The organism is Magnetospirillum moscoviense, assembly GCF_001650635.1.
In the GTDB taxonomy this organism is placed as follows: Bacteria; Pseudomonadota; Alphaproteobacteria; order Rhodospirillales; family Magnetospirillaceae; genus Magnetospirillum; species Magnetospirillum moscoviense.
Map to the genome: position 1 here is coordinate 198,174 of NZ_LWQU01000104.1, position 17,980 is coordinate 216,153.

Sequence of the window (17,980 nt, forward strand, 5' to 3'; positions counted from 1 at the left end):
TCGGAGGGTGGTGGATGGAGCAATCCCAGGGTACGCCGCAGGGCGGCGGGCTGATGGCCCGTTACCGGCGGGGCGAGTTCTTCTGCGAGCTGACCTCGCCGCGCGCTGCTGGCCAAGAGGCGCTGCAGGCGCTGTTCTCCCGCCTCGACGGGCTGGACGAAGAGACTCTTCGCCGCCGCATCGCCGCCGCCGAGGAAGAGCTTTACGACCTGGGCATCACCTTCACCGTCTATTCCGACAAGGACGCCATCGACCGCATCTTGCCGTTCGACGTGCTGCCCCGGGTGATCACCGCCCCGGAATGGAGCGTGCTGGAAGCCGGCATCATCCAGCGCGTCACCGCCATCAATCTGTTTCTCGACGATCTGTACCACGACCAGCGCATCGTCGCCGACAAGGTGGTGCCGGCCGATCTGGTGTTGGGCAACGCCAATTATCACGCCTTCATGAAGGGCCTGAAGGTGCCGTGCGGCGCCTATTCCCACGTCTGCGGCATCGACCTGATCCGCGACCAGGAAGGGCTGTTCCGCGTGCTGGAAGACAATGCCCGCACGCCGTCCGGCGTGTCCTATGTGGTCGAGAACCGCAACCTGATGCTGCAATGCTTCCCCGACCTGATGGAAGGGTTCGGGGTGCGCTCGGTCGACAATTACGGACTGATGCTGCGCCAGGCCCTGGAAGAGATCGCGCCCGACACCGGGTCCGAGCCCAAGGTGGTGCTGCTGAGCCCCGGCATCTTCAATTCGGCCTATTTCGAGCATGTGTTCCTGGCCCGCGAGATGGGCGTGCCGCTGGTCGAGGGCCGCGATCTGGTGGTCGAGGACGATCGCGTCTTCATGCTGACCACCGCCGGTCGTTCGCCGGTGGACTGCATCTATCGCCGCATCGACGATGCCTTCCTCGACCCCAAGGTGTTCCGTCCCGATTCGATGCTGGGCGTGCCCGGCCTGATGGAGGCCTATCGCAAGGGCGCCGTCTCGATCGCCAACGCGCCGGGCACCGGCGTCGCCGACGACAAGGCGGTCTATGCCTACATGCCGCGTATCGTGAAGTATTACCTGGGCGAGGACGCCATCCTGCCCAATGTCGAGACCTTCATCTGCCGCGAGGCCGAGGGGCTGAAATACACCCTCGACAATCTGGACCAGCTGGTGGTCAAGCCGGTGGGCGAATCCGGCGGCTACGGCATGATCCTGGGGCCCAAGGCGACCCGGGCCGAGCTGGACGAATTCCGCGCCAAGCTGAAGGCCGACCCGGCCAATTACATCAGCCAGCCGATGATCGGCCTGTCGGTCTGTCCAACGCTGACCGCCAAGGGCGTCGAGCCCCGCCACGTCGATCTGCGCCCCTTCGCGGTGACCGGGGCCAAGACCCGGGTGCTGGCCGGCGGCCTGACGCGGGTGGCGATGAAGGAAGGATCGCTGGTGGTCAACTCGTCGCAGGGCGGCGGGTCCAAGGATACCTGGGTGCTGGAGTAGGACCATGAGCGAGCTTCTGTCGCGCAATGCCGATTGCATCATCTGGTTGGCCCGCTACATGGAGCGGGCCGAGAATTTGGCCCGCATCCTGGGGGTGGCCGAGACCTTCTCGCGCGATCAGGCCGGCCGCAACTGGCTGGCGGTGGTGCAGATCAATGCCGACGAGGAACGGTTCTTCGCCCGTCACCGCGTCGCCGACGCCCACACCGTGCCGCATTTCTATATCCTGGACGCCGACAACCCCAATTCGGTGATCTCGTCGGTCCGGGCCGCGCGCGAGAATGCGCGCTCGCTTCGGCCGCTGCTGTCGACCGAGATGTGGCGGCAGCTGAACCGCATGAGCCGGTGGATGGGCGGCCTGTCGGCCAACGCCGTCAGCCAGGCCAATCTGAGCGCGCTGTGCACCGAGATCAAGGAAGCCTGCCAGCTGCACCTGGGCATCACCGAGGGCACCTTCTACCGCGACCAGGCCCATTATTTCTATTGGCTGGGCAAGAACATCGAGCGCGCCGACCAGACCACCCGGCTGCTGGACATCAAGTACCATACCCTGCTGCCGCGGGTCGAAGATGTCGGCTCGCCCCTGGATACCAGCCATTGGGGCGCGCTGTTGCGCGCGGCCGCCGGCTACCAGGCGGCGCGGCGCGTGCTGGGCGGCACCATCACGCCGAAATCGGTGGCGGCGTTCCTGCTGTTCTCGGATTCCTTCCCGCGTTCGGTGATCTTGTGCGTGCGCCAGATGGATTGGCTGCTGGCCCAATTGCGCAGCCGCTACCATCTGCGCGGCGGTTCACGGGCGATGGAATTGCTGGACGAATTGCGCGCCGCGCTGTCGGACCAGACCATCGACCATGTCGTCGATCACGGCCTGCACGAATTCATCGACTGGGTCCAGAGCCAGCTGATCCTGATCTTCTCGGAAATCCGCGAGACCTTCTGCCAGTCGCGGTAGGGTGCGGTCCGGTGGCGGTCATGGTGCCGCCGTCTCAATCACGAGCAAACATGGTGCCTACATCACGGGCGCCGTGCACGACATGAACGATCCGAATGCAGTCCGGCCGGATTTCATAAAAGATCAAATAGCGGACGAATGGAAACACATACACCGACGGCAACAGGTCTTCACGGACACGGCCGAGGCGCGGAGTATCGGCCAGCATGGAAAACTTGGCGTGCAGAGTGGTATACCACTGCCATGCGGCCTCTTCATTTTCTGGGATGACCGTCGACAGGATTTCGTCAATGTCAGCATTGGCGCTGTCGGCAAGGATTTAGCGCGCCATACCTACTTCATTCGGTGGGGAAAGTGCTTTGCAGCCAATTCGGCGAAGGCTGTTTCACCATCGATGACCCTGCCGGCAGCAATCTCGTCGCGCCCTTTCTGAATTGCCGCCCGCAGCTTCGCAAGCTTCTCTTCATCGCTTTCCTCGATTTCCTCGACGGTCACGCGATAGCTGGCCCCATGGACCGGGCGCAGGGACAACGCGGTGGACAGCGTGGGCGACAAAGCCTCCGCCTGGACCGTCGCGGTATACTGCTGTGCCATGGTAACGGCCTCCTTGGTGGTCATGTCGGCATTCTACACCACCGCGCCCGCCGCAATCCATACCTCCGCCGGTTCGCCAAAGCAAAAGGGCTTAGCCGTTGCCAGCTAAGCCCTTGCTTTGTTTTGGTGGAGCCAGACGGAATCGAACCGACGACCTCTTGAATGCCATTCAAGCGCTCTCCCAACTGAGCTATGGCCCCTGAAACTTTTTACCGGTCGGCTTGGGTTGCCGTCGGTGGAGGCGGAACATATGGATTTGTCCGACCAGGGTCAAGCCAAAAAATTGGCCTAAACCTCGTCTTCGATTTCCTCGTCCATATGCTCCATGACCTCGGCCATGTCGTCATCGTCCTCGCCCAGGTCCGAGGCGTCCTCGATCAGGCCGGTCTCGTCCTCGTCGGCGGCGTCCTCGTCGGTGGCGATGGCGTCGTCGTCCTCGACCACGGCCAGGTCGTCAACGACCAGCGCGGCCTTGGCGGCAGCGGCGGCGGCGGCGGCCTTGGCTTCGGCCGGGGCACCACCACGGCGCACCTTGAACGGCAGCTCCGGCTCGACCGTCGCACCGCACTTCGGGCAGATGATCGGAGAGCGGGTCAAGTCATAGAAACGGCAACCGCAGCTGCTGCAGGTCCGCTTCTGGCCCCATTCAGGCTTGGCCACGTCAGATCTCCTTGAAAACGCATCGGGGGCGGATCGCAACCTTGGCGGCGACGACCCAGAGGGGGCATTTGCCATGTTCGCCCCCCTGTGTCAAAACGAAAAAATCGTTTGCCCTCACGCTGGCTTTGCAGGCGGCCGTCCGACCTGCTAGACCTGCCCCGCTTTCACCCTTCGAAGGTTCGATGCCCGCCATGTCCAGACCGTTGATTTCCCGCCGTGCCGAGCCCTTGACCGGCCGGGCGAAGGTTCCCGGCGACAAGTCGATTTCGCACCGCGCCCTGATGTTCGGCGCCCTGGCGGTGGGCGAGAGCCGGATCGAGGGTTTGCTGGAAGGCGACGACGTTTTGCGTACCGCCCAGGCGATGCGGGCGCTGGGTGCCGAGGTGGAAAAGCTGGAAGACGGCTCGTGGCGGCTGTGGGGTCGCGGCGTCGGCGGGCTGATGGAGCCGGCCGACCTGCTGGACCTGGGCAATTCCGGCACCGGGGCGCGGCTGATGATGGGGCTGGTGGCGACCCATCCGTTCACCACCTTCTTCACCGGCGATGCCAGCTTGCGCTCGCGGCCGATGAAGCGGGTGTCCGAGCCGCTGTCGCGCATGGGGGCCAAGTTCGTCACCCGCGAGGGCGGGCGGCTGCCGGCGGCGGTGGTCGGCACCACCAACCCGGTTCCCATCACCTACGAGCTTCCGGTCGCCTCGGCCCAGGTCAAGTCGGCGATCCTGCTGGCCGGCCTCAATACCCCCGGCGAGACCACGGTGATCGAGCGCGAGGCCACCCGCGACCACACCGAGCTGATGCTGCGCCATTTCGGCGCCAACGTGACCACCACCATCCGCGAGGACGGCGCCCGGGTGGTCACCGTCACCGGCTTTCCCGAACTGACCGGGCGCACGGTGATCGTGCCGGCCGATCCCAGCTCGGCGGCCTTTCCGCTGGTGGCGGCCCTGGTGGTGCCCGGCTCGACGGTGACCCTGGTCGGCATCGGCATGAACCCGCTGCGCACCGGCCTGTTCCAGACCCTGCGGGAGATGGGCGCCGACATCCGCACCGACAATCCCCGCATCGAGGGCGGCGAAGAGGTCGCCGACCTGGTGGTCACATCCTCGGCCCTTAGGGGCGTGGACGTTCCGGCCGAGCGGGCGCCGTCGATGATCGACGAATATCCGATCCTGGCGGTGGCGGCCTCGTTCGCGGCCGGCACCACCCGGATGTTCGGCCTGTCCGAACTGCGGGTGAAGGAAAGCGACCGCTTCACCGCCACCATGAACGGCCTGAGGGCCTGCGGCGTCGAGGTCGAGGCCGAGGGCGACACCCTGATCGTCCATGGCAAGGGCGCCCCGCCGCCGGGTGGTGCCACCATCGCCGTCAATTTGGACCACCGCATCGCCATGAGCTTCCTGGTGATGGGCATGGCCGCCGCCCAGCCGGTGGCGGTCGACGACGCCGAGGCGGTCGACACCAGCTTCCCCGGTTTCGTCGAGCTGATGAACGGCTTGGGCAGCGCGATCGAGGGGAACTGATCCCCTGGTTTCGTCATGCCCGGACTTGATCCGGGCATCCATACCCCGGAGGCGGCTTCGCCGTGATGGATTGCCGGGTCAAGCCCGGCAATGACGGCAGGACAGGCCATACAAAGAGGCAGAACCATGAGCACCACCACCATCATCGCCATCGACGGGCCGGCCGCCGCCGGCAAGGGCACCCTGGCCAAGCGCCTGGCCGCCGAACTGGGGTTCGATTACCTGGATACCGGCCTGATCTATCGGGCGGTGGGGATGAAGGTCCTCGATGCCGGCTTCGACCCGGCCGATCCGGCCCGCGCCGGCGAGGCCGCCCGCGATCTCGAACCCGCCGACCTGCAAGGCCCCGATCTGCGCACCGACGAGGCGGCCCAGGCGGCGTCGAAGGTCGCCTCCATTCCGGCGGTGCGCGATGCCCTGCTGGACTTCCAGCGCCGCTTCGCCGCCACTCCGCCGGGTGGCAAGGGCGCGGTGCTGGACGGGCGCGACATCGGTACGGTGGTCTGCCCCGACGCCCCCATCAAGCTGTACGTCACCGCCAGCGCCGAAACCCGCGCCGAGCGGCGGCTGAAGGAGCTGCAGGCCAAGGGTATCGCCACCACCTTCGATCTGGTGCTGGCCGAGATGAAGGAACGCGACGAACGCGATTCCAGCCGGGCCGTCGCGCCCCTGAAGCCGGCCGATGACGCCCATCTGCTTGACAGTTCGGCCCTTGATGCCGACCAGGCCTTCGACGTGGCGATTGCGTTTGTTCGCGCAAAGCTTTAAAAGGCGTGCCCAGCATTTTGTCTTCAAGGCCCCGGCCGGTTACGGTCCGGGGCTGGTTTGCTTTTTTGGCGGGGCCAAGCCCCCGAAGACCGCCGGAACCAACCGGCAGGCCGGATAATGATGATTGAAAGGACAGTAAACCAATGACTATGGAAGATTTTGCGGCTCTGCTCGACGAGAGCATGGGCGTCTCGAACCCGTTCGAGGGTTCGGTGATCAAGGGTATCGTGGTGCGTGTGGAAAGCGATTTCGCCGTCGTTGACGTCGGCTTGAAGTCGGAAGGCCGCGTGCTGCTGAAGGAATTCGCCACCGCCGGCCGCGCGCCGGAGGTGAAAGCCGGCGACGCCATCGACGTGTTCGTCGAGCGCTACGAGGACAAGAACGGCGAAGTCGTCCTGTCCCGCGAGAAGGCCAAGCGCGAAGAAGCCTGGACCCTGCTGGAAAAGTCGTTCGAAGCCAACCAGCGCGTCAACGGCGTGATCTTCGGCCGCGTCAAGGGCGGCTTCACCGTCGATCTGTCGGGCGCCGTGGCGTTCCTGCCGGGCAGCCAGGTCGATATCCGCCCCGTGCGCGACATCACCCCGCTGCTGGGTTCCCCGCAGCCCTTCCAGATCCTGAAGATGGACCGCTCGCGCGGCAACATCGTGGTGTCGCGTCGCGCCGTGCTGGAAGAGACCCGCGCCGAACAGCGTTCCGAGCTGATCGAGAACCTGAAGGAAGGTCAGATCCTGGAAGGCGTGGTCAAGAACATCACCGATTACGGTGCGTTCGTGGATTTGGGCGGCGTCGACGGCCTGCTGCACGTCACCGACATCGCCTGGAAGCGCATCAACCATCCGTCGGAAGCGCTGCATATCGGCCAGACCGTCCGCGTGCAGGTCATCCGCTTCAACTCGGAAACCCAGCGCATCTCGCTCGGCATCAAGCAGCTTGACGCCGATCCGTGGGAGGGCGTGGAAGCCAAGTACCCGGTGCAGGCCAAGTTCGTCGGCCGCGTCACCAACATCACCGACTACGGCGCGTTCGTCGAGCTGGAGCCGGGTGTCGAGGGTCTGGTCCACGTCTCGGAAATGAGCTGGACCAAGAAGAACGTCCACCCCGGCAAGATCGTCTCGACCTCGCAGGAAGTCGAAGTGATGGTGCTGGACGTCGATCCGCAGAAGCGCCGCATCTCGCTGGGCCTCAAGCAGTGCCTGTCGAACCCGTGGGAGAGCTTCGTCGAGAAGTTCCCGGCCGGCACCCTGGTCGAGGGCGAGGTCAAGAACATCACCGAATTCGGTCTGTTCATCGGCCTGCCGGGCGACATCGACGGCATGGTCCACATGTCCGACCTGAGCTGGGAAAAGAGCGGCGACGCCGCCATCGCCGAGTTCAAGAAGGGCGACATGGTCAAGGCCAAGGTCCTGGACGTCGACATCGAGAAGGAGCGCATCAGCCTCGGCATCAAGCAGCTGTCGTCTGATCCGTTCCAGGATGCCGTCGCCAACGTCAAGAAGGGTGACATCGTCACCTGCACCGTGACCCAGGTGACCGACAACGGCATCGAGGTCCAGGTGGACGGCATGACCGGCTTCATCCGCAAGGCCGAACTGAGCCGCGAGCGGTCCGAGCAGCGTCCCGAGCGTTTCGCCGTCGGCGAGAAGATCGACGCCAAGGTCACCATGATCGAGAAGGGGGCCCGCAAGGTCACTCTGTCGGTCAAGGCCCGCGAGATCGACGAAGAAAAGCAGGCGATGGCCGAGTACGGTTCGTCCGACTCCGGTGCGTCGCTGGGCGACATCCTGGGCGCTGCCATGCGCAAGGCTCAGGAAGACAAGTAAGCCGTTTTTCGGCCCAACGTTAGGAAAAGCCCGTCCCCGCAGGGGGGCGGGCTTTTTCGTTGAATTCGGTTGACGGCAATCAACCTTGTACGAAATGATATCGCCGATTAATCGACAAATGCGCGCCTGAAACTGCGTGATGGTTGCGGCGTTAAACTTCGATGTTTTTGTTGACAGTCGATTCCCAAGGGGCTACTTAGGCGGCCAACAACGCCTCCCACGCCTCTCGACGAAGCGCACCATGGGAGGCTATTTTTTTGCATGAGAGCCGTGAGCCCTATTTAAAGCAGCCATTGGCTCCCACGGAGCTGATCGCCCTGCTCAGGTCGAGGGGGCTTGAGATCGGAGACGAATCCCGGCTCACGCATTACCTGACCTATATCGGCTATTTTCGGTTGTCCGGGTATTTTCCGCCCTTTCAGGTGCGCCAAGAGGATGGGGGCGGTGCTTTCCGCCCCGGCACGACATTCTCGCAGATTCTTGATCTCTACGTGTTCGATCGAAAGGTGCGGCTGCTGCTGATCGACGCGTTGGAGCGCATCGAAGTGGCGATCCGCACGGTCATTTCGGACAAGATGTCGCTTACCCATGGAGCCTTCTGGCTCAACAACGATACGCTGTTCGATAAGCCGCACCATCCTGAGATTGTCGAGCAGATCAATGCCTCGATCGATCTCCGGGATGGCAAGACGCACCATGCATTTCTCAAGCACTATTCCAAGAAGTACGCCAACATCTATCCGCCAAGCTGGATGGTGTTCGAAACGTTGTCGTTTGGTCAGGTCTCGCATATCTACAAACGGCTGCGGGGGTGTAATCAGAAATTGATCTCGGACGAGTTCGGCTTGGATAACGCCTTCTTCGAGAGCTGGCTTCACGTGCTCTGGTTCTCGCGCAACGTCGTGGCTCATCACAGCCGCGTCTGGAACAGGGTTTTCACCATTCAGCCGAAGATTCCGCGGAAACTTTCCGAAGCTTGGCCTCGGGAAGCGGCAAACCGCTTTTATGGTCTTTGCGTCATGATCAATTACCTGATGGATGTCGTTGCTGACGGGTCTCGCTGGCCGGACCGCTTGCGTTCATTGCTGATGGAATATCCGGAAGTTCCACTGGCGCAGATGGGGTTCCCTGAGGGATGGACGGGACTTGAGTACTGGAAACGACGGTTTTCCGTCGCTGAGGACGCCGCCGTGCTATGTCCCTTGACGAACGGACTTTGCTATACACCCAACAGCGATTGACCGGCCGGCGGAATTCTCCCGTTCCGACAACGCCTTAGCTTGACTCCCACTCCGGCCTTCGGCACCCTGGCCGATAGTTGCAGGACAGACCGAAAGAACGGACCCAGCATGACCAAGTCGGAGCTGATCGCCCGCCTGGCCGAGAAGAATCCCCATCTCTACCAGCGCGACGTCGAACGGATCGTTACCACCATCTTCGAAGAGATCGCCAACGCCCTGTCGCGTGGCGACCGGGTCGAGCTGCGTGGTTTCGGCGCCTTTTCCGTCAAAAGCCGCGACCCCCGTCAGGGCCGCAACCCGCGCACCGGCGAGCAGGTGTCGGTGGACGCCAAGGCGGTGCCCTTCTTCAAGACCGGCAAGCAGCTGCGCGAGTTGCTGAACGCCGACGAATAGGATTTCGCCATGGCGCGTTTCCTCGGTTGGATCGTGGGCTTGCCGCTGGCGGCGCTGATGGCGCTGTTCGCGGTCGCCAACCGGCACGAGGTTCGCCTGGAATTGTGGCCGCTGCCGTGGTCGGTGGATTTGCCGGTCTATCTGGCGGCGCTGGGCGCCCTGGGCCTGGGTCTGGTGATCGGCCTGGCCGCCGCCTGGCTGTCGGGCCATGGGGCGCGCCGTGCCGCCCGCCAGCAGCGCCATCGCGCCGAATCGCTGACGCGCCAGATCGAGCAGGCCCAGACCGACCAGGTCAAGCCGGCCGCCTGACAATTTTTCCCCAAGGGAAACACGATGCCCAATCCCGTTTATGTTGCCGTCGATACCACCAACATCAACCAGGCCGTCGCCCTGGCCACCAGCCTCAAGGGGCTGGTCGGCGGCGTCAAGCTGGGGCTGGAATTCTTCTCGGTCAACGGCCCGGCCGGCATCGAGGCGGTGGCCGGCCTGGGCATGCCGGTGTTCCTGGACCTCAAGCTGCACGACATCCCCAACACCGTCGCCGGCGCCATGAAGGGCGTCGCCCGGTTGGCGCCCCGGCTGACCACCATCCACGCCTCGGGCGGGCTGGCGATGATGAAGGCCGCCGTCGATATGGCGCGCGAGGAAGCCGCCCGCGTCGGCCGCCCGGCCACCAAGGTGCTGGCGGTGACCATCCTGACCAGCATCGACCAGGCGGCGATGGCGGCCATCGGTTATGGCGGGACCGTGCTGGATCAGGTCAAGCGCCTGGCCGACCTGGCCGAACAGGCCGGCATCGACGGGCTGGTCTGCTCGCCGCACGAAGTGGCCGCCTTGCGCGCCCAGGTGCGCAAGGAAACCGTGCTGGTGGTGCCGGGCATTCGTCCGACCTGGGCCGAAGCCGGCGACCAGAAACGCATCATGACGCCGTCGGAAGCCCGCGCCCAAGGGGCCGACATCCTGGTGATCGGCCGTCCCATCACCGGCGCCGCCGACCCGGCCGCCGCCGCCAGGCGCATCGCCGAGGAACTGGGGGTATGAGCGCCGAGGTCAAGATCTGCGGACTGACCGACGCCGACACCGTCGATGCCGCCCTGGAAGCCGGCGCCGATTATCTGGGCCTGGTGTTCTTCGCCCAAAGCCCGCGGGCGATCGAGCCCGATGCGGCGGCGGAAATCCTGCAATTCGCCGATGACGTCATCAAGGTCGGGCTGTTCGTCGATGCCGACGATGCCGCGCTGGACCGGGTGCTGTCGACGGTGCGTCTGGACCTGTTGCAGTTCCACGGCAACGAAAGCCCCGAACGCATCGAGCAGGTGCGGCTTGATTTCGGTCTGCCGGTGATGAAGGTGATCCCGGTGTCCGGAGCCGCCGACCTGGAACGGGCTGAATTGTTCGTGCCGGTGGCCGATCGTCTGCTGTTCGACGCCAAGCCGCCGAAGGGGTCGGACCTGCCTGGCGGCAACGCCGTCAGCTTCGACTGGACCATCCTTCAGGGTTTCAAATGCCGGCTGCCGTGGATGCTGGCCGGTGGACTTACCCCGGCCAATGTCGCCCAGGCGATCCGCATCAGCGGGGCCACGGCGGTGGACGTGTCGTCGGGGGTGGAAAGTGCCCCTGGCACCAAGGATTCCGACCTGATCCGCGCCTTCATCCGGGCGGCGAAAGCGTCTTAACGGTTTCCTCGGTCACCGCCACCAGGCGGTCGCGGCCGGAATTCTTGGCGGCATACAGCGCCTGATCGGCCTGATGCAGCAGGCTCGACAGATCGTGCGCGGTCGCGGTCGAAGCGATGCCGATCGATACGGTGAAATTGACGGTCTGGTCGCCGGTCAGTTCGATCTGAGCGGTGCGGACGGCGTGCAGCATGCGGTCGGCCAGGTTGGTGCCGCCCTCCACCCCGGTATTGTGCAGAAGCACGGCGAATTCCTCGCCGCCCAGCCGGCCGACGGCGTCGTCGGCCCGGGCCGAGGTGGCGACGATGCTGGCCAGGCGCTTCAGCACCTCGTCACCGACGGCGTGGCCGTGGGTATCGTTGACATTCTTGAAGCGGTCGGCATCCAGCATCAGCACGGTCAGCGGCTTGTGGCCGCGATCGGCCATCATCCGTTCGCCGGCTTCCAGGAAGGCGCGGCGGTTCAACAGGCCGGTCAGGCTGTCGGTGGTGGCCAGCCGGGTCAGGCGCTGTTCCTTCTCGCGCCGGCGGGTGATGTCGCGCAGCAGGCCGACATGATAGGTGGTGCCTTCGCTTCGATGGGTGCCGACGGTGACCTCGATGGGGAACTCGCTGCCGTCGGCGTGCCGTCCGATGATCTCGCGGCCGCGTCCCATCAATTGGAATCCGGTGGGGTGCTTTTGCTGCAGATATTGATCATGCTTGGCGGCGACCATATCGGGCATCAGCCGGTTGACGGTGCCGCCGATCAGATCGGTCGCGGGATAGCCGAACATGCGCTCGGCGGCCGGGTTGAATTCCTGGATGATGCCCTGGCCGTCGATGACGATGACGGCGTCATGCGCGACCTGGATGAAGGCGCGCAGCCGGGCCTCGGAATCGCGGAACTCGGCGGTGCGGGCGGCGACGCGTTCTTCCAGCATGGCGTTGATGGCGGCGCCGCGCCGGGTCCACAGGAACATTGCGGCGCCGCCACCGATGATCAGCAGGTTGACCAGCGCGGCCAGCAGAAGGATCGTCCCTTCGCTCAAGCCCTCGACGAACAAGATGGTGTCGAGTGCCGCCAGCACCGCCAAGGTCGTCGCTATCCACCATGCGGCGTTACCCATGATTCCACCCGCTCCTTCCCCGCCCCGCCACCATAGCCCCAAAAGGGATTGGTGTCAGGGGGTCGGGCGCCCGGCCACCACGATGGTCAGGGCGTCGGCATCCAGCAGACGTTTGGCGGCGCGGCGCGTGTCGGCCAGGGTCACCGCCTCGATGAAGGCGCTGCGCCGTTCCAGATAGTCCAGTCCCAGCTTGTCGGTCTGCATGGTCACCATCAGGCCGGCGATGGCGGCGGTGGAATCCAGCGACAGCGGGAACGAGCCGGTCAGATAGGTCTTGGCGTTGGCCAGTTCGGTCTCGGTCGGGCCTTGCTCGGCCATGCGGTGCCATTCGGCCTTGATCAGGTCCAGCGAGGTGTTGATGCGGGCGTTCTCGGTGGCGACGCCCCCGATGATGATGCCGCCCCGATCGAACGGCATCAGGTAGGAATAGACCGAATAGGCCAGGCCGCGCTTTTCGCGCACTTCCTCGGTCAGGCGCGACGAGAATCCGCCGCCGCCCAGGATGTAATTGACCACATAGGCCGGCCACCAATCGGGATCGTCGCGCTTGATGCCGGCGGACCCGAACATGGCGACACTTTGCGGGTTGTCCAAGGTCACCAGTTCGGTGCGGCCGCCGGCGGCGGCGGCCTCGGGGACATTGATCGGCGGATGGCGGGCCGGCAGCGCGGCGAAGGTGCGATCGAGCAGCGGCCCCAGCTCGGCCGGGGTAATATCGCCGGCCACGCCGATCACCATGCCCTCGCGGGTCATCCAGGTCTTGGCGAACGCCTTCAACTCGGCGGTGGTGATGGCCTTGATGCTGGCAACGTCGCCCTTCAGCGGGCGGCCATAGGGGTGGTCGGGGAAGGCGGCGCGGTACCACGCCTTCGAGGCCTGCGCCTCGGGGCTTTGCTGCTCGCGGGCCAGGCCGGCCAGGATCTGGCCGCGGATGCGTTCCACCGGCTCCTTGTTGAAGCGGGCTTGCGTCATGGCCAGGCGCAACAAATCGAAGGCGGTGTCGCGGTGCTCGGTCAGGGTTTTCAGATGGCCCCGCAGGCGGTCCTTGCCGGCGTCGAAGCCCAGGCTGATGGCCAGATCGTCCAGCTTGCCCTGGAAGGCCTGGGAATCATAGGGGCCGGCCCCTTCGTCCAGCAGGGCGCTCATCATGTGGGCGGTGCCGGACTTGGCCTCGATGGCGGCGCCGCCGGCGAAGGCGATCTCGACCGCCAGGATCGGGTTGGAATGGTCCTGGACCAGCCAGGCCTCGATGCCGCCGGGGCTGACCACCCGTTCGACGGTGACGGCGTAAGCCGGCCAGGCAGTCAGCAGGGCCAGGACGACAAGCAGGCGGCGGATCATCGGCGGGTCTCCTGCTGGGCCGGCAGCAACAGGCCGGTGACCGAGGCGCGCTCGTCCAGTACGGCGCGCGCGGCCGCCGACACCTGCTCGGGCGTCACGGCGGCGATGCGTTCGGGCCAGGCCTCGACATCGGCGACCGACTGACCGGTGGTCAGCGCCTCGCCCAGCACGCGGGCCGCGGTGTGCAGGCTGTCGCGGGCGAAGGTAACGCCGGCCTTCAGGCGGGCTTGCGCTCGGGTGACCTCGGGGGCGGTGACGCCGTCCTTGGCGACACGGGCGATCTCGGCCAGCAGTGCCGCTTCCAGCTTGTCCATGCTTATCCCCGGGCGCGGGCTGGCGCTAATGCCGAAGCTGGCCCAATCCAGGGCCTCGGCCTCGTACCAGGCGCCGGCCGAGGCGGCCAGGCCCTGCTCGACCACCAACGACTTGTAAAGCCGGCTGGTGGCGCCGCCGCCCAGAATCTCGGCCAGAATCTGCAGGGCATAGGGCTGGGTCTTGTCGGTGGCGCCGGCATAGCTGGGGGCAACATGCTGGCGCATCCAGCTGGGCTGGCGGACGCGGGCGTCCTTCAGTTCGATGCGGCGCGCCCCGGCCTGCGGCGGCTCGGCGGCGCGGATGCGCGGCTCCAGCGTCTCGGGCTTCAAGGGCGCGTAATACTTGTCGGCCAGCGCCTTGACCTGTTCCGGCACCACGTCGCCGGCGACGATCAGGATGGCGTTGTTGGGGGCGTACCAGCGGCGATAGAAGGCCAGCGCGTCCTCGCGGGTCAACCCGGCCAGCTCGGCCGGCCAGCCGATCACCGGGCGGCGATAGGGATGGGTCAGGTAAAGCGCCGCTTCCATCCGCTCGTGCAGCAGGGCGGACGGGTTGTTGTCGGTGCGCGAGCTGCGCTCTTCCTGCACCACCTTCAGCTCGGACCGGACATGGGCATCGTCCAGGGTCAGGTTGTGCATGCGGTCGGCTTCCATGCGCATCACCATCTCCAGCCGGTCGGCGGCGATGTTCTGGAAATAGGCGGTGTAGTCCGACGAGGTGAAGGCGTTGTCGCGCCCGCCGTTCCTGGCGACGATCTTCGAGAACTCGCCGGGCGCGATGTTCGGCGTGCCCTTGAACATCAGATGTTCCAGGAAGTGGGCGATGCCGGACTTGCCGGTCGGTTCGTCGGCGGCGCCGACCTTGTACCACACCATATGGCTGACGATGGGGGCGCGATGGTTTTCCACCACCACCACCTGCATGCCGTTGGCCAATTGGTAGGTCGTGGGATCGAAGATGGCGGCGGTGGCCGCCACCGGCACCAGCGCGGTCAGCAGGGCCGCCGCGCGGGCAATGGCCAGAAACCTCATCAATCCTCCGCATCACATCCTGGGCCGCTTGCCCCGGATATGGGGCAAGCGTCAAGGACGGGCAAGGGTACGCGTTTTTTTGCCGAGCTCAAGCGGCGAACTGGCCTTTGGCGGCGCGCGCCTTGGCGGCGTCCTCGGCCGAATAGGCGGCTCCCTGCCACAGCAGGTTATAGCCGGTTTCCTCGTTGCCGTTCTCGCACAAGGCCAGCACCTCCTTGAACAGCGGCTGGAAGGTCTCGGACCGATGCGAGGCCTCGTGCTCGGCGAAGCTTCGCCAGAAGGTGACGATCAGCGCCTCGCGGTCCTTCAGCGGGCTTTCCACCGCCTGGCCGACGGTCGAGCCCTCGTTCGAGATGAAGCCGGCATTCAGGCACACGAAACCGCCGATGAAGCCGGTGTCGGAATGGAAGGTCTTGACGTTCTCGCACAGCAGCGCGACCCGCTCTTGCAGGTCGTCGACGTCGAAGCCGTCCTTCAAGATGACACGGTTGACGGTGATGACGCCGTCGGACGGGAAGCCGGAAATCAACATGGAGTGCCTCGTTTTAAAAGTGAACTCTAATATACATAACGCACTAAGACGCGTTATCAAGGGGCGACGATGATCTGCCCCTTGCGTCGCAGACGCTTGCGGTCGAAAATGCGGCGAACTCTCCGGGGGGAAGCGTTTGACCAAGCCGACACGGGCCTCGATACAATTGGAAGCAGGGCGCGCCCTGGCCGATGGCGCCAGGGCCTGGTCGGACGGCGACGTCGATGCGGCGGTCAGCGGGTTTTCGCGCGCGGCGCTGCTGAATCCGGGCATGCCGTTGGCCCACATGAATCTGGGGGTGGCGCTGCGCCGGCAGGGCAAGGTGGCGGCGGCGCTGGCGTCGTATCGCAGGGCCTTGGCCCTGGGCGGTGCCGATCCCGCGCTTCATTCCAACATGGGCAACGCGCTGCGCGAGGCCGGCGAGCTGATCGAGGCGGAAGGTTTCCTGCGTCAGGCGGCGGCGGCCCAGCCCGAGAACGCGTCCTTCGCCTATAATCTGGCCCTGCTGTTGCGCGACCGCCGCCAGCACGCCGAGGCCCGGGCGATCCTGGCCAAGCTGGCGGCCGACCATCCCGACAGTGGCGATTATGCGTGGGACTTGGCGCTGTCGGACCTTTACCTGCAAGATTACGAAGCCGGTTTCGCCGGCTACGAGGCGCGTTGGCGCCTGGCCCGCTCGCCCGAACGCAAGTTCGAAGGCACACGCTGGCTGCCGGGCGCCGACATCACCGGCAAGACGGTGCTGGTCACCGCCGAACAAGGCTTCGGCGACGCCTTGCAATTCGCCCGTTTCCTGCCGGTGCTGGCCGGCAAGGGGGCGCGGCTGGTGGTCGAGTGCCAGCCCGAGCTTCTGGATTTGTTCGGGGCCATCGCCGGAGTGAATGCGGTGGTGCCCAAGGGGGCGCCGCCGCCGCCCTATGATCTGTGGACGCCGATCATGAGCCTGGCCTGGCTGTTGGGCACCACCATGCAGACCATCCCGGTCCAGTTGCCCTATCTGCGGCCGCCGCGCGCCTTGACCAGCCATCTGGGCCGGCCGCCGGGCACGGTGCTGAATGTCGGCCTGATCTGGGCCGGCAAGACCACGCCCCGCGACCGTTCGTGGCCGTTCGACAAGCTGATGCCCCTGCTGTCCGATCCGCGTGTGGCGGTGTGGAGCCTGCAGATGGGCGAGCGCGCCGCCGATCTGGCGACCCATGGCGCCAGCGCCCTGGTGCGCGATCTGGCCCCCCTGATCGGCTCGTTCGGCGACACCGCCGCGCTGATGGCCGAACTGGACCTGATCATCACCATCGACACCTCGGCCGCCCATCTGGCCGGTGCGCTGGGCAAGCCGGTGTGGATGCTGTTGCGCTATGTGTCGGATTGGCGCTGGCTGGACGAGGGCGAGGGCAGCGCCTGGTACCCGACCATGCGGATGTTCCGCCAGGCCGATCCCTTCGATTTCGAAGGCCCGGTCGCCCGCATGGCCGAGATGCTGAAGGCGGTCGCCGACAAGCGGGCCGGGCCGCCCAAGGCCCCGGCCTGATCAGGTCCGGGGCTGGACAGCCTTGTCCTGGCTTCGCTTGACCACCGCCACCCCCAGCACGCCCAAGGCGATGCCCCAGATCGGGCTGGTGTTGACCAGGGCGGTGATGATGGCCGGCGCCTGGGTCGGCTCGGCGACGATGGCCCAGGCGATGGCGGCCATGGTGGCGGTCCAGGTGATGGCCACCGCATAGCCGAAGGTCGGCCGCCAGCGCCGCACATACCAATCCTCGGAGCGGATCTCGGCGCGCAGCGAGGCGTTGACCTGGGCCAGGGCGGCCCGCGCCTCGGTACTGTCCAGTTCGGTCATGCGTTCCAGGTGGCGGTTGGCCTCGGCCACCTGCTCGGGCGTGATGGCGCGGTCGGACAGGGCCTGGCCGACCTGGGTCAGGGCGGCCGATGCGGTCTTGGCGGCGGGATGGTCAAGGCCGTCGAGGGCCGACCCCACGGCTTTCGCCAGCAGGGGCAGCCCGACCGAGGCGATCAGGGCGGGAATCATCGTCGTCACTCCATAAAAAAACCCCGCTAGAAGCGGGGTTTGTTGGCCGTAATGAAGCGGCTTTAGGCGGCTATCTTGTCATGTGTCTGCACACGGGAGGCGCTGTTCCGATAGAACCACGACAGGCGGCGAAGATTCCCGCCAAGCGACTGGGCTGCTTCGATACATGCTTCCCTGATGGCGATTTCAACTTCTTTACCAGCGGCCATTTTGTACTCCCTCGCGGAGATTTAGAAGGTGTAGCCAGTTGCCCTTTACTACCGCGTCCGTACGACTGTCACGCCGCCGAAGACCCGCCGCCAATCCAAGGGCAAACTGCCGGTCAACCATTCCGCCAAGATGCATCCTCATTTCATTCGAGGGCATGATAGTTTGGCAGAGTTCATAGCCCCCGTAAAGAAAGTCGGCGGCTATGCTGCCAAGTTCTTCCGGGGCGACATCAGTAAAACCCGGATTTCCCAGATGGTGCTGCGATTTCGTGACAGCGACTGCCAAATCTGATATAGAAATCAAGGCGGTACGGAC

At 65.3% G+C, this 17,980-nt stretch carries 20 protein-coding genes and 1 tRNA gene; 11 read left to right on the top strand and 10 right to left on the bottom strand.

Annotated features, from left to right (window positions below; all coding sequences use genetic code 11):
- The first annotated feature begins 14 nt into the window (after window positions 1-14).
- Both A6A05_RS05540 and A6A05_RS05545 read left to right on the top strand, forming a co-directional pair.
- Complete coding sequence (locus tag A6A05_RS05540; RefSeq protein WP_068498273.1) at window positions 15-1,478, top strand: circularly permuted type 2 ATP-grasp protein; 1,464 nt, start codon at window positions 15-17, stop codon at window positions 1,476-1,478.
- Window positions 1,479-1,482: 4 nt separating this feature from the next.
- Window positions 1,483-2,430, top strand: a complete 948-nt coding sequence (locus tag A6A05_RS05545; protein WP_068498275.1) for an alpha-E domain-containing protein — start codon at window positions 1,483-1,485, stop codon at window positions 2,428-2,430.
- Window positions 2,431-2,464: 34 nt separating this feature from the next.
- On the opposite strand, the gene A6A05_RS05550 is transcribed toward A6A05_RS05545, so the two are convergent.
- The 4 genes from A6A05_RS05550 to A6A05_RS05565 all read right to left on the bottom strand — a co-directional run bounded on the left by A6A05_RS05550 (window position 2,465) and on the right by A6A05_RS05565 (window position 3,684).
- Window positions 2,465-2,749, bottom strand: coding sequence for a type II toxin-antitoxin system RelE/ParE family toxin (locus A6A05_RS05550; protein WP_068498276.1), 285 nt, complete (start codon window positions 2,747-2,749; stop codon window positions 2,465-2,467).
- Between the two features lie 14 nt (window positions 2,750-2,763).
- Window positions 2,764-3,048: a hypothetical protein gene (locus A6A05_RS05555; protein ID WP_082910723.1), complete on the bottom strand. Its 285-nt coding sequence runs from the start codon at window positions 3,046-3,048 to the stop codon at window positions 2,764-2,766.
- Between the two features lie 100 nt (window positions 3,049-3,148).
- A tRNA-Ala gene (locus A6A05_RS05560) sits at window positions 3,149-3,224 on the bottom strand.
- 88 nt (window positions 3,225-3,312) lie between these two features.
- Complete coding sequence (locus tag A6A05_RS05565; protein ID WP_068498278.1) at window positions 3,313-3,684, bottom strand: TIGR02300 family protein; 372 nt, start codon at window positions 3,682-3,684, stop codon at window positions 3,313-3,315.
- Between the two features lie 182 nt (window positions 3,685-3,866).
- Here A6A05_RS05565 and aroA point away from each other — a divergent pair, with 182 nt between their 5' ends.
- The 8 genes from aroA to A6A05_RS05605 all read left to right on the top strand — a co-directional run bounded on the left by aroA (window position 3,867) and on the right by A6A05_RS05605 (window position 11,102).
- Complete coding sequence (gene aroA / locus A6A05_RS05570) at window positions 3,867-5,204, top strand: 3-phosphoshikimate 1-carboxyvinyltransferase (protein WP_068498280.1); 1,338 nt, start codon at window positions 3,867-3,869, stop codon at window positions 5,202-5,204.
- 126 nt (window positions 5,205-5,330) lie between these two features.
- A complete protein-coding gene (gene cmk / locus A6A05_RS05575) occupies window positions 5,331-5,972 on the top strand; it encodes a (d)CMP kinase (RefSeq protein WP_156520921.1) in 642 nt (213 codons plus the stop codon).
- Between the two features lie 143 nt (window positions 5,973-6,115).
- The gene (gene rpsA, locus A6A05_RS05580; protein ID WP_068498285.1) at window positions 6,116-7,792 is read left to right on the top strand and encodes a 30S ribosomal protein S1; all 1,677 of its coding nucleotides are present in this window, start codon (window positions 6,116-6,118) and stop codon (window positions 7,790-7,792) included.
- A 257-nt stretch (window positions 7,793-8,049) separates the two neighbouring features.
- The gene (locus A6A05_RS05585) at window positions 8,050-9,033 is read left to right on the top strand and encodes an Abi family protein (RefSeq protein ID WP_172822199.1); all 984 of its coding nucleotides are present in this window, start codon (window positions 8,050-8,052) and stop codon (window positions 9,031-9,033) included.
- 108 nt (window positions 9,034-9,141) lie between these two features.
- Window positions 9,142-9,426, top strand: coding sequence for an integration host factor subunit beta (ihfB, locus tag A6A05_RS05590; RefSeq protein WP_068498288.1), 285 nt, complete (start codon window positions 9,142-9,144; stop codon window positions 9,424-9,426).
- A 9-nt stretch (window positions 9,427-9,435) separates the two neighbouring features.
- Window positions 9,436-9,735 (top strand): lipopolysaccharide assembly protein LapA domain-containing protein, encoded by a 300-nt coding sequence (locus A6A05_RS05595; RefSeq protein WP_068498290.1) that lies wholly within the window; start codon window positions 9,436-9,438, stop codon window positions 9,733-9,735.
- A 24-nt stretch (window positions 9,736-9,759) separates the two neighbouring features.
- Complete coding sequence (pyrF, locus tag A6A05_RS05600; protein ID WP_068498291.1) at window positions 9,760-10,467, top strand: orotidine-5'-phosphate decarboxylase; 708 nt, start codon at window positions 9,760-9,762, stop codon at window positions 10,465-10,467.
- Window positions 10,464-11,102: a phosphoribosylanthranilate isomerase gene (locus A6A05_RS05605; RefSeq protein ID WP_068498293.1), complete on the top strand. Its 639-nt coding sequence runs from the start codon at window positions 10,464-10,466 to the stop codon at window positions 11,100-11,102. Before pyrF ends, A6A05_RS05605 begins: the two co-directional genes overlap by 4 nt.
- On the opposite strand, the gene A6A05_RS05610 is transcribed toward A6A05_RS05605, so the two are convergent.
- The 4 genes from A6A05_RS05610 to A6A05_RS05625 form a co-directional block, all read right to left on the bottom strand.
- Entirely contained in the window at window positions 11,077-12,210 is a 1,134-nt protein-coding gene (locus A6A05_RS05610; RefSeq protein ID WP_082910725.1) for a sensor domain-containing diguanylate cyclase, read from the bottom strand. The genes A6A05_RS05605 and A6A05_RS05610 overlap by 26 nt on opposite strands.
- 54 nt (window positions 12,211-12,264) lie before the next feature.
- Window positions 12,265-13,551: a M16 family metallopeptidase gene (locus tag A6A05_RS05615; RefSeq protein ID WP_068498297.1), complete on the bottom strand. Its 1,287-nt coding sequence runs from the start codon at window positions 13,549-13,551 to the stop codon at window positions 12,265-12,267.
- Window positions 13,548-14,897 (bottom strand): M16 family metallopeptidase, encoded by a 1,350-nt coding sequence (locus tag A6A05_RS05620; RefSeq protein WP_068498300.1) that lies wholly within the window; start codon window positions 14,895-14,897, stop codon window positions 13,548-13,550. The genes A6A05_RS05615 and A6A05_RS05620 overlap by 4 nt, the downstream gene beginning before the upstream one ends.
- An 88-nt stretch (window positions 14,898-14,985) precedes the next feature.
- The gene (locus tag A6A05_RS05625) at window positions 14,986-15,429 is read right to left on the bottom strand and encodes a ligand-binding protein SH3 (protein ID WP_068498301.1); all 444 of its coding nucleotides are present in this window, start codon (window positions 15,427-15,429) and stop codon (window positions 14,986-14,988) included.
- A 136-nt stretch (window positions 15,430-15,565) separates the two neighbouring features.
- Here A6A05_RS05625 and A6A05_RS05630 point away from each other — a divergent pair, with 136 nt between their 5' ends.
- Window positions 15,566-16,957 carry a tetratricopeptide repeat protein gene (locus A6A05_RS05630; RefSeq protein WP_245644201.1) on the top strand — a complete coding sequence of 464 codons (1,392 nt, stop codon included), beginning with the start codon at window positions 15,566-15,568 and terminating at the stop codon, window positions 16,955-16,957.
- Here A6A05_RS05630 and A6A05_RS05635 read toward each other — a convergent pair whose 3' ends face one another.
- Together A6A05_RS05635 and A6A05_RS21445 are read right to left on the bottom strand one after the other, a co-directional pair.
- The gene (locus A6A05_RS05635) at window positions 16,958-17,455 is read right to left on the bottom strand and encodes a 3TM-type holin (RefSeq protein WP_068498303.1); all 498 of its coding nucleotides are present in this window, start codon (window positions 17,453-17,455) and stop codon (window positions 16,958-16,960) included.
- A gap of 195 nt (window positions 17,456-17,650) precedes the next feature.
- Window positions 17,651-17,980: hypothetical protein (locus A6A05_RS21445; RefSeq protein ID WP_216635756.1), on the bottom strand; the 330-nt coding region annotated here is incomplete at its 5' end.